Origin of the sequence: Microbacterium sp. UBA1097, assembly GCF_002313585.1 — a bacterium.
Lineage (GTDB): Bacteria > Actinomycetota > Actinomycetes > Actinomycetales > Microbacteriaceae > Microbacterium.
In genome coordinates this window covers 1-10,827 of record NZ_DCBW01000023.1, presented here as the reverse complement: position 1 = coordinate 10,827, position 10,827 = coordinate 1, and the positions used below count along the sequence as shown (strand labels likewise).

Below are 10,827 nucleotides of genomic sequence, written 5' to 3'. Positions count from 1 at the left end.
GACATCGAGCGCCACGAGGCGCTCTTGAACCTTGCGGTGGTGAAAGGACACCGCTCGGCGCCTGTCGCAGCAGGCGTGTGATAGCTGGAGGACGATCTGGCCCGTTGGCGTGAGCGGGTTGGGTGGAGCAGTCCTCGACAACGACGAGTCGTGCCAGAACTGCCAGATGGTGCGGGCTCGGCTAGCGAGACGGAGAGGCATACGGATAGGAACCAGTGGCTGAAAGCCTCTCAATACGAGACCACCGACTCCAACCTGGCGGATGCGGGTCGGGTTGCATCGCGCACCTTCACGGCTTCGGCGGTGAGGGGAACTCCTGGGCTGGGTGATGTCGCCGGTCGGGAGGCCACGGTGAAAGCCTGCGGCGTAGCCGTGGCGAGGATGCTGGGGCATAACTGGGTGCCGATCCCGTCGAAGGGTTCGAGAGTGAACGTGGGAACTATCCCGGCCTCGCCGGAGGTGCGTCGCCGCCAGCGACGACACCGAGGGCTGAGCGCACGGCCTGCTGATCGGGCCGGGATGGGACGGAGGGCCCGTAGTAGTCCGAGGCCGGGAAAGCCGGCCGCATGGCGAAGGGGTCCAGTGTGATCGCAGGATCGACAAGCAGTAAGGGAGACACAACCGTGAATGCGGATGTTCCGTGGCCAGCCGATACTCAGGAGGCGTGGGCGCGGGTACTGAGAATGCAGACGAAACTGCACCAATGGGCGACGACCGACCCCGGTCGTCGCTTCGATGATGTGTTCAACCTGGTCTATGACCCCGGGTTCCTCGTTGCGGCGTGGAGCCGGGTGGCGGGCAACAAGGGAGGCCGCACCGCCGGAGTCGACGGAATCGCCCCGCGATCCGTCCCGCCGGAGAAGGTGCACGGGATGCTCGCCGAGCTGCGCGAGAGCGTGAAGCACGGCGAGTTCGTCCCAGAGCGGGTGCGTCAGAAGTCGATCCCGAAAGCGAACGGCAAGGTCCGCAAGCTCGGGATTCCGACGATGACGGACCGGATCGTTCAGGCCTCTTTGAAGCTGGTGCTGGAACCGATCTTCGAGGCCGACTTCCAGCCGTCCTCGTACGGGTTCCGGCCGCGCAGGCGGGCGCAGGACGCGATCGCGGAGATCCACTACTACGCCTCACGTGGCTACGTGCAGGTGTTCGAAGCGGATATCACCGCGTGTTTCGACGAGATCGACCACGACGCGCTCATGCAGCGCGTCAGGGCGCGGGTCGTCGACAAGCGTGTGTTGCGTCTGGTCCGCGGGTTCCTGAGAGCGGGCGTCCTCAGTGAGGACGGCGTGAACAGGGACACGTTCACCGGCACCCCGCAAGGCGGGATCTTGTCGCCACTGCTGGCGAACATCGCCCTGTCCGTGGTGGACGAGCACTTCCAACGCAAGTGGGACATGCTCGGCCCGCAATGGTCGCGCACGAAGCATCAACGCGCCGGGGGCGCGACGATGAAGCTGGTCCGCTACGCGGACGACTTCGTCGTCCTCGTCCGCGGCACCCGCGAGGATGCCGAAGCGCTCTGGGACGAAACAGCCACCGTGCTCGCGCCGATGGGTTTGCGCCTGTCGGTCGAGAAGACGACGGTCACGCACATAGACACCGGGTTCGACTTCCTCGGGTGGCGCATCCAGCGCCGCCGGATCAGAGGTCATGGCGGGAAGACCGCGATCTACACCTACCCGTCACGGAAGTCGCTGGCTTCCATCCGGGACAAGGTGCGGACGCTGACCCGCCGGGCATCCCATCGAACGCTCGCCGACCTGCTGCGCCGCCTCAACCCGGCGCTGCGGGGCTGGTGCGCCTACTTCCAGCACGGCGTGGTCAAACGCGTCTTCACCGTCATCGATCACTTCGCCTTCTGGCGGATCGTGGGCTGGCTGAAGAAGCGGCACCCGAAGCTGAATATGCGCACCCTCGTCAGACGGCACCTGCCCCGGTGGCAGATCCGCGCCGAGGGGATCGAGTTCTTCCGTGCCTGGCAGGTCCCCGTGACCCGCTACCGCTACCGAGGAACCCGCATCCCGAACCCCTGGGCGAGCGTCACGGCGTGATCGCATGGAGAGCCGGATGCTCAGGAATGGGCACGTCCGGTTCGGAGGGCGGCCAGCAGAAACCCACCCGGCGCAAGCCAGACAGGGCGCTGCTGGCCGACCCTACACGGAACATGCGACGAGCGCGAGGCCGGGGCGCTAGACCCCGCTGACGCTACGGTGCAATTCGATCAATCGACCGTTCTAGTCAGCCCGTGTCGGCCCCTATAACGGGTGCTCTCGCGGCGCTCGAACTGACCCGTTCATCATGCCCGGCCACCGGCCCTGTGGTAGGGGCCGGCACGAGTAATCCGTACCGGTGATTCGATGTCCATGCGGCGCTACGGCTTCCACACCATGAGGACGACTATTGCGACCAGGCTGATGGTTGCGATGCCCGAGCTCGCCGCAGCGCGGATGTAGCGCTGCTTCGGTTCACGCCGTTCCGGGTGCAGGTAGGTGGGGATGACGATCCCGAGTGTGAGGGCAACGGCGATCACATAAAGGATGAGGGAGCCCAGAACCCACGGGGTGGTGATGGAGAGGTCGTATTTCGGGTCTGCCATGCCCATCACACCGAATCCGGTGACAACCACCAGCACGGACAGGTAGGTGAGGAGGAGGACGCTTTTCGCTGAGGCCGTGGCGCGGGCGGCGTCTCCGGTGCGCAGCGCGCGCAGTCCGGTCATGGGGATGATGGCGATCGGGCCGATGATGAAGACCGCGGTGGCGACGTGCAGGATGCCGAACAGAAGGTCCAAGAAAATTCCTTTGCTGGGGGCGGCGGGTAGTTAGGCGGCGGCAGAGACGGTGTCGACGAGTGTGCCGTCGACGAGGTTGACGACGCCGTGCATCCGGGGAAGGTGGACGAGGTCGTGGGTGACGAGCAGCGTCGAGGTGTTCAGCTCGTCGGTGAGGCGCAGGATGAGTTCGATGATGCTGGCGCCGCGCTCCTGGTCGAGCGCACTGGTGGGTTCGTCGACGAGAAGCGCGCTGGGGTCGTTCATCAGGGCGCGGGCGATGTTCACTCGCTGACGTTGCCCTCCGGAGAGCTGGTGGGGTCGTTTGTCTCGGTGGTCGGCGAGTCCGACCGCGTCTAGAAGCGTCTCGGCTCGTTTGGCCGCCTGGCCACGGTTTCGGCGGGAGTGGCGTGCGCCGAGCTCGTTCATGACGGACAGCTGCTCGAGCGCGGTCAGGGACGGGATGAGGTTGGACTGCTGGAAGACGATGCCGATTTTGTCCCGGCGGGTCTCAGTCGCTTCGCCGGGAGTGAGGCGGGTGGCGTCGATGTCGTCGATGATGACCTGCCCGCTGTCGGGGCGGATGAGGGTCGCCGCCACGGCGAGGAGGCTGGATTTGCCGGAGCCGCTGGGGCCGGTGATGCCGGTGACGGTTCCTGGGTGAGCGGTGAGGCTGACCTGGTTGACGGCGGTGACGCGATTGTCGCCGTCGGGAAAGGTGAGGGTGATGTTGTCGAGGCGGATCATCGGTTGCTCCCGAGGGCGGTGAGGGGGTCGGCGGAGGTCACGGAGCGGAGCGCGAATGCGGCTCCAGCGAGGCCGAGCGTGATCATGATCACGCCGGGCAGCAGTGTCGTGAACGGGTTCAGGAGGAACGGCAGGGCTGTGCCGGCGAGGGTGCCGAAGAGGGTGACCAGACCCAACCCGATCCCTATCCCCAGAAGCAGCACGATCAGCGCCTGACCCAGCGCGTCCCGGACCAGCGAGGAGGTGCTGGCGCCGAGTGCTTTGAGCACGGCGATGTCGCCCTTGCGTTGCATGGTCCAGACGGTGAAGAACGCGCCGATGACCAGACCCGAGATGCCGAACAGCATGGTGACCATCAACAGGAGGGACCCGATCTCGGAGCGGAACGCGCTGAGCGCGGTCAACGACCCCAGGACGGTGTGGGAGACGGTCGAGGTCGCGGTGTCCACGGTCTCCCAGTCCGGGGAACCGGTGACAGCGAGAACCGTCGCGTAAGCATCGGGGTTGCCAGTGGCTGCCGAGTAGGCCTGCCAGTCGGACAGGGTCATCTCCACTACGGGGGTGTGGCTGTACCAGGCATCGCCAGCGATCGTTTCGACCGTGTACGTTGTCCCGGCGATTGTCAGGTCATCTCCGGTAGCGACGGCGAGGTCTTTGGCTGCGGGAGCGGAGAGGCTCACCCGACCGTCCTGGGAGGGGGCGGTGGCGTTGAATCCGGGTTGCACACCGAAGATGGCGATCGCGATGCGGGCGTCGCCGGCCTCTGCCCGGGTCTGGCTGATCCCGATCGGTTCTGCCGAGGTGACGCCGGCCGCTGTGTCCCAGTCGGTGGTCTGCTGTTCGGTGATGGTGGAGTCGGAGAAGCTTGCGTCCGCGCCGTCCGTGGTGGGCGCAGAGAAGACGACCCGATCGGCTGGGATCGACAGGACGGCGGAGATGTTCTGGGTGGCAAGGCCGCCGGTCAGGCCGCTGAGGAACCCGACGAGAACGGTGATGAGGGCAACGACCGAACCGATCAAGACGAATCGGCCGCGGGCGAAGCGTAGGTCGCGGAGCGCGACGAACATGAGATTCCTTTCCGGTCACCCGAGCTGGGGACACGTACCACTTTTCCTTTCTTGACCTGCGATCTCATCGCCCGCCCGCACAGACTTTGCCGACTGAAGGGTGGCTGGAGAAGTCATCCTTTCGGACGATGCCGTCGCCCTATCGATGCGTAGGATTCGGTCCATGCCCCACACAGCTCTCACCCCCGTATTCGTGGGTCTGCGCACCGGGCTGCATGTACTTTTCGCTGCTCTCGCCGTTCTGGTCATCGTCCGCGCGGTGATCTCACCCACGGAGAGCAGCGTCGCCGCGATCGTCCTCACGCTGGTGATGATCGCCACATACGGGGTCGGGGCGGTAAAGACCAGGACCACAGGTCAGAGTGCCCGCGCCCTGCGCCTGCTGTGGTTGGCGGCGCTCACGCTCGAGTGGGTGGTCCTTTTGTGGCTGACACCCGAGGCCGCGTACCTCGTGTTCCCCCTGTTCTTCCTCTACCTCCATCTCCTCGGCCCCTGGTGGGGCGCTGCCGCGATCGTCGTCGCTACCGTGACTGCCATCTGTGCGCTTGGCATCCACAACGGATGGAGTCTCGCGGGAGTCGTCGGGCCACTAATCGGCGCAGGAGTCGCCCTCCTGATCGGTCTCGGCTACCAGGCTCTGGCCCGCGAGGCGCAACAACGCGAGACCCTCATGGGCGAGCTGCTCGCCACCCGAGGACAGCTCGCCGCAACCGAACACGAATCCGGAGTCCTCGCCGAACGCGCCCGGCTGGCCCGCGAAATTCACGACACCGTCGCGCAGGGCCTCTCCAGCATCCAGATGCTCCTCTACGCCGCCGAAAGAGCCGACCCTGATCGCCCTGGCGCCGAACACATCCGCCTCGCCCGAGAGACGGCAGCCGGCAATCTTGCCGATGCACGCCGGTTCATCCGCGAACTCACCCCACCCGACCTTGACGACCGGGGACTCGGCGGGGCACTGCGGAGGCTCGCCGACTCCCAATGGGCAGCGCAAGGACTCCACGTCAACGTGCGTGTATCCGACACGGTCGATCTGCCCATGCAGGTCCAGACGGCGCTCCTGCGAATCGCGCAGGGAGCCATCGCCAACGCCATCCAGCACGCGCATGCCACCACCGCGACCATCACTCTCGCCGCCGATCACGAGCGACTTCAGTTCACCATCGCCGACGACGGTGAAGGCTTCGACCCCCACATCGCGACCATCGGGTCGCGCGGGCGCTCAGATTCGTTCGGGCTCCAAGCGATTCGCGAACGCGCCGAACAACTCGGTGGCAGCCTCACCATCGACACCCACCCCGGCGGAGGAACGCAACTGACCGTCGAGCTCACTTTGGAGAAGTTCGCATGATCCGGCTTCTGATCGCCGATGACCATCCCATCGTCCGCGCCGGACTGGTAGCACTCTTCGCCCTCGAGGGGGACATAGACGTCATCGCGGAAGCTGCCACACCCGACGAAGCGGTTTCCGCCGCAGAACACAGCAACCCTGACGTCGTACTGATGGATCTCCAGTTCGGCGCTCACGCCGCAATGACCGGAGCCGACGCGACACGGCGGATCCGTGCCCTCGACGCAGCCCCCTACGTGCTCGTACTCACCAATTACGACTCCGACGCCGACATCCTGGGAGCCGTCGAAGCCGGCGCCAGCGGCTACCTCCTCAAAGACGCCCCACCCCACGAACTCGCCGCAGCCGTCCGGGCCGCCGCCGCAGGGGAAAGCGCCCTCGCTCCCGTCATCGCCTCAAGGCTTCTGAGCCGCATGCGAGCCCCCGAAGCAAGCCTCAGTAGTCGCGAGATGCAGGTGCTTGAGCTCGTCGCGGCCGGCCACTCCAATACCGACATCGCAACCGAACTCTTCGTCAGCGAGACCACCGTCAAATCCCACCTCGCCCACATCTTCACGAAACTCGCCGTCACCTCACGAACCGCAGCCGTCTCCACAGCCAGACAACGCGGCATCCTGCGCTGAACCTGCGTCACACCGTCATCCCGCGTGGCACCAAATTCGCAGCACGGTCGGGCAGCTGGTCGGCGCACGGATAGCTCGACTGGGTCCGTCCGATAACGGTGGATCTGATCTGGCGGTCATCAGGTGATCCGGCTTTCGAATGCGATCGCGAAGTGGTTCAGTGCCGGCTTCGCCTGACCCCTTGACGCGACAGGGGAAGCGCCCCCGCCTCAAGGCGGAAGCGCTCCCTCTGTCCGACTCGGTGAGACTGGTCAGTACACGACGGTTAGCGTGTTGGAGACCGAAATGATCGTCACGACGGCGGCGTTGATGAAGCCCCCGATATACGGGTTGTTCGTCGCACGGTAAATTTTGCGCGAGATCACGGCCGAGACCGCCAGGATGAGGATGACCGGGAACAGCCAGATGCTGAAGATGCCGCCGAAGCCGGGGATGGTCTCACCGGTGATGAAGAACGTCGCATACTGGGCGATCACGAGTACGATCGGTGCGATCGCGTTTGCCAGGGCGAGCACCAGCGTATTGAGCCATTCCTTGCCGCGCAGCGTGAACCGGTTGAAGCCGTTGATTGCCACCGAGTTCGCGAGGAAGTACACGAGGAAGAACGGCACGTAGAGCAGGCCGATCCACAGCTTGTCCGCTCCGAACGCCTTGACGGCCACGACCCAGAACCGGAAGTCGGTCTTGAAGAAGTAGTCGAGCACGAAGACGATGCCGAATCCGGCCGCGACGACGACCGCTCCGAGGCCGATGCCGTGGAAGAACTTCCTCCAGCCGGGCAGAACCCCAGCGGCCCGCAGGTCGACGCTGTTCTTCTTGCCGAACGCGAAGTAGGAGACCGTCATGATGATCAGCCCCGCGACGCCGTTGATCGCCGCCCAAGTGGCGATGAAGAACACGGCGCCCTGGGTGAAGATCGTCGGCACGGCATTGAAAGCAATGCCCTGCATCACAGGCTGCTGGCTCAGCCAGACGTAGCTCCAGCCCGAGAACAGCGCCGAGACGACCAGGCCGCCCCAGAACCAGGCCAGGCCCTTGCGGCTCGTGGCCGCGAGCGGGGCGGGGTCGGTGACCCGGAGGCCGGCGAAGGCGCGGGTGCCGAGAAGCGCACGCGTGAAGGCAACCAGGAAGATGCCGAAGCCGATGAGACCGAACGCCGTCGCCGTCTCCTTGACCTGCCAGATCTGGGCGCTCGGCTCGATCGCGTTCGGCGCGGGGAAGACCCGCTCCCAGAACTCGACCTGGCTCCCGACCGTCGTCTTCGAGATCGTGCCCCACGGGTGCGTCTCCGCTGGGGTGTAGACGATGCGATCGGCGTCGCCCTCGGTGTAGAACTCACCGGCCGAGCGCGATTCTTCCTCAGCCGGGTCCACGCCGAAGTTCAGGAAGGACTGCGCGTTGGGGGTCGAGATGTACTCACGCGGCGGCGTCAGCGCGACACCCTCCGGGCTGTAGCTGCGGAAGAAGAACTCGTCATACTGGGCGGCGACCAGACCGACATCTCGCGTGCCGTAGATGTTCGTGTACGCGCCGTCGGCATCGGTGTAGACAGGGTCATTGTCGACGAGGAAGACCGCGTCGATGAGCTGCTCGTCCGCCTCATTGTCGAGGGCGACCGAGAAGTTCGCGGCCCGCGCGCCGTTCGAGTGTCCGGACACGCCGATCATCTCCGGGTCGACGTACGGCAGATCGGCGACGAGCTTCACAACGTCGTACATGCCGGTGCCGCCGAGCTCGACCTGGCTGTTCACGAGCGGCGACGAGTTGCCGTGCCCATACATGTCGATCGATACGACGATGTAACCGCGTCGCGCAAGCTCGACATAGTTGGCATCCTGCATCTCGCGGTTGTTCCACCACCCGTGCGACACGATGATGGCGGGGGCCTGAGAATCAGCGGTCGCGGCATCCGGCTTGAACAGCAGGGCGCTGATCATCTGGCCCGACGGCGTCTCCCATCTCATGTCCTTCACTGCTACGGTTCCGGCGTTCGTCTGCACCGCGGATGCGACGATCGCGGACATCAGCATTAGCACCAGTGACAGCGCGAGCCAGAATGGGTTCCTTTTCAGGAAGGTTGCTTTCATGAGATCCCTACTCCTTCGTGTGGGTATCGGTGGGGTTTCGGTCTGAGCGAGTGTCGGGGGTCAGGTGTCCACGTCACCGTCCACCCAACCCATGGTCTTGGTGACCGCTTTCTTCCAGTTGCGGAAGAGCTGCTCGCGCTCGAGCAGCGGCATCGAGGGGTTCCAGCGCTGGGCCTCGCCCCAGTTCTCGGTGACGGAGTCCTGACCGCCCCAAAATCCGACAGCAATGCCGGCGGCGTAGGCCGCACCGAGGGCGGTGGTCTCGAGGATCTCGGGGCGCAGCACATCTACACCGAGCTGATCCGCCTGGAACTGCATGAGCAGCTCGTTGGCCACCATCCCGCCGTCGACGCGAAGCTCGGCCAGCGCGATGCCCGAATCCGCGTTCATCGCCTCGACTACCTCGCGCGTCTGATAAGCGGTGGCCTCCAGGGCCGCACGGGCGATGTGCTGCGTCGTGACGTAGCGGGTGAGCCCGAGCAGAGCACCACGGGCATCCGGCCGCCAGTACGGGGCGAACAGTCCGGAGAACGCCGGCACGAAGTACGCGCCGCCGTTGTCTTCGACCTCACGGGCCAGCGGCTCGATCTCTGACGCGTCCGAGAACATGCCGAGGTTGTCCCGCAGCCATTGCACGAGGGAGCCTGTGACGGCGATCGATCCCTCGAGCGCGTAGACGGCCGGGGCGTCCCCGATCTTGTAGCAGACGGTAGTGAGCAGTCCGTTCTCAGAGTGCACGCGCGTGGGGCCCGTGTTCAGCAGCAGGAAGTTCCCTGTTCCGTAGGTGTTCTTGGCCATGCCCTCGCTGAAGCAGGCCTGACCGAACATCGCTGCCTGCTGGTCCCCCAGAACTCCGGCGATCGGGACTCCGGGGAGCATCCCGTGCTCGCGACCGACACCGTAAACCTCAGACGAGGACCGGATCTGCGGGAGCATCGACATCGGGATACCCATGTCCGCCACGATCTGCTCGTCCCAGGCCAGAGTGTCGAGGTTCATCAGCATCGTGCGGGAGGCGTTGGTGACGTCGGTGACATGGATGCCGCCCTCCACGCCGCCGGTGAGGTTCCAGAGGACCCAGGTGTCCACCGTGCCGAAGAGCAGGTCGCCGTCGTCGGCGGCCTGACGGGCGCCGACGACGTTGTCCAGGATCCACTTCACCTTGGGGCCAGCGAAGTAGGTCGCCAGCGGCAGGCCGACGCTCGCCGTGTACCGATCGACCCCGTGCTCGCGCGAGAGGTCCTCGACGATCCGCTGCGTCCTCGTGTCCTGCCAGACGATGGCCCGGCACACGGGGACTCCGGTGTGGCGGTTCCAGACGATGGTGGTCTCGCGCTGATTCGTGAGTCCGACCGCGGCAATGTCGCCGTGCGTCAGGTTCGCGCGGGTGAGCGCGAGTCCCACGGCCTCGCGCACGTTGTCCCAGATCTCGATGGCGTCGTGCTCGACCCATCCCGCCCGGGGGAAGTGCTGGAGATGCTCGAGCTGTCCACTGGCCACGATCGACGCCGAGTGGTCGAACACGATCGCGCGAGTGCTCGTCGTGCCCTGGTCGATCGACAATACGTATCGTGTCACGGGGTGCTCTCCATCGAAGCGTGTGAGGGGTGGGATGGGGGGATCGGCGATCAGGGACGCGGCGACATGGCGGCGACTCCGGGGGCGGCCGCCCTGGCGCGCGCGGCCGCAGCGTCATCGCTCGTGCGCGCCGCAGCGGCGACCGCGTCGGCCACGGCGGTATACGCCGCGACCTCCTCGTCGCGCCGCGCGTCTGACCAGCCCAATTCGCCGGCGACGATACGGGCGACCTCGGGAAGGGCCGCCAGCGCTTCGTCGGCGTACTCGTAGACCATGCGGGTGCGACGGTGCATCACATCCTCCAGGTGCAGCGCACCCTCATGGCTGACGGCGTACGCGATTTCCGCGCGCAGATAGGCGGGCGCATGCTCAAGCGGGCGGGACATGGTCTCGTCGCGGTCGCAGATCTCGGCGATGTCGCGGATGTCGGAGCCGTACCGGTGCAGCAGGTGATCGACCATCGCCGCGTCCCAGCCGAACTGGCGTGCGAGGGCGCCCGGGGCGCCGTCGGTCGAAGGGCGCCCGCCCACGAGCGGGAGGGTCTGTGTGATCGATGGTCGCGCGGCGGCCGCTTCGGCGCCTAAGGCGAAGTCGACGGCATCCC

9 protein-coding genes are annotated in these 10,827 nt (G+C 65.9%); 3 read left to right on the top strand and 6 right to left on the bottom strand.

The window, feature by feature from the left end; translation table 11 throughout:
- Positions 1-683: 683 nt before the first annotated feature.
- The gene (gene ltrA, locus B4F19_RS06545; protein ID WP_267189910.1) at positions 684-2,051 is read left to right on the top strand and encodes a group II intron reverse transcriptase/maturase; all 1,368 of its coding nucleotides are present in this window, start codon (positions 684-686) and stop codon (positions 2,049-2,051) included.
- Between the two features lie 320 nt (positions 2,052-2,371).
- On the opposite strand, the gene B4F19_RS06540 is transcribed toward ltrA, so the two are convergent.
- The 3 genes from B4F19_RS06540 to B4F19_RS06530 are packed head-to-tail and all read right to left on the bottom strand — an operon-like array spanning position 2,372 to position 4,584.
- Complete coding sequence (locus B4F19_RS06540) at positions 2,372-2,791, bottom strand: DUF2269 family protein (RefSeq protein WP_228179444.1); 420 nt, start codon at positions 2,789-2,791, stop codon at positions 2,372-2,374.
- A 30-nt stretch (positions 2,792-2,821) separates the two neighbouring features.
- Positions 2,822-3,517 carry an ABC transporter ATP-binding protein gene (locus B4F19_RS06535; RefSeq protein WP_204962896.1) on the bottom strand — a complete coding sequence of 232 codons (696 nt, stop codon included), beginning with the start codon at positions 3,515-3,517 and terminating at the stop codon, positions 2,822-2,824.
- Positions 3,514-4,584: an ABC transporter permease gene (locus B4F19_RS06530; protein WP_228179445.1), complete on the bottom strand. Its 1,071-nt coding sequence runs from the start codon at positions 4,582-4,584 to the stop codon at positions 3,514-3,516. The genes B4F19_RS06535 and B4F19_RS06530 overlap by 4 nt, the downstream gene beginning before the upstream one ends.
- A gap of 163 nt (positions 4,585-4,747) precedes the next feature.
- Between B4F19_RS06530 and B4F19_RS06525 the strand changes: the two genes are divergently transcribed.
- Complete coding sequence (locus tag B4F19_RS06525) at positions 4,748-5,935, top strand: sensor histidine kinase (protein WP_204962894.1); 1,188 nt, start codon at positions 4,748-4,750, stop codon at positions 5,933-5,935.
- A complete protein-coding gene (locus tag B4F19_RS06520; protein WP_228179446.1) occupies positions 5,932-6,558 on the top strand; it encodes a response regulator in 627 nt (208 codons plus the stop codon). The genes B4F19_RS06525 and B4F19_RS06520 overlap by 4 nt, the downstream gene beginning before the upstream one ends.
- A 251-nt stretch (positions 6,559-6,809) precedes the next feature.
- On the opposite strand, the gene B4F19_RS06515 is transcribed toward B4F19_RS06520, so the two are convergent.
- From B4F19_RS06515 to B4F19_RS06505, 3 genes are all read right to left on the bottom strand, one after another.
- On the bottom strand, positions 6,810-8,645 hold the full coding sequence (locus B4F19_RS06515) for an alpha/beta hydrolase family protein (RefSeq protein ID WP_228179447.1): 1,836 nt from the start codon (positions 8,643-8,645) through the stop codon (positions 6,810-6,812).
- A 60-nt stretch (positions 8,646-8,705) separates the two neighbouring features.
- A complete protein-coding gene (glpK, locus tag B4F19_RS06510) occupies positions 8,706-10,223 on the bottom strand; it encodes a glycerol kinase GlpK (RefSeq protein WP_228179448.1) in 1,518 nt (505 codons plus the stop codon).
- Positions 10,224-10,273: 50 nt separating this feature from the next.
- On the bottom strand, positions 10,274-10,827 hold a 554-nt coding region (locus B4F19_RS06505), incomplete at its 5' end, for a glycerol-3-phosphate dehydrogenase C-terminal domain-containing protein (RefSeq protein ID WP_292733511.1).

Excerpts from the sequence above, each read along its gene's own strand:
- B4F19_RS06520 (WP_228179446.1), top strand. The coding sequence starts at position 5,932 with ATGATCCGGCTTCTGATCGCCGATGACCATCCCATCGTCCGCGCCGGA.
- B4F19_RS06530 (WP_228179445.1), bottom strand. The coding sequence starts at position 4,584 with ATGTTCGTCGCGCTCCGCGACCTACGCTTCGCCCGCGGCCGATTCGTC.
- B4F19_RS06515 (WP_228179447.1), bottom strand. The coding sequence starts at position 8,645 with ATGAAAGCAACCTTCCTGAAAAGGAACCCATTCTGGCTCGCGCTGTCA.
- ltrA (WP_267189910.1), top strand. The coding sequence starts at position 684 with ATGCAGACGAAACTGCACCAATGGGCGACGACCGACCCCGGTCGTCGC.
- B4F19_RS06535 (WP_204962896.1), bottom strand. The coding sequence starts at position 3,517 with ATGATCCGCCTCGACAACATCACCCTCACCTTTCCCGACGGCGACAAT.
- B4F19_RS06525 (WP_204962894.1), top strand. The coding sequence starts at position 4,748 with ATGCCCCACACAGCTCTCACCCCCGTATTCGTGGGTCTGCGCACCGGG.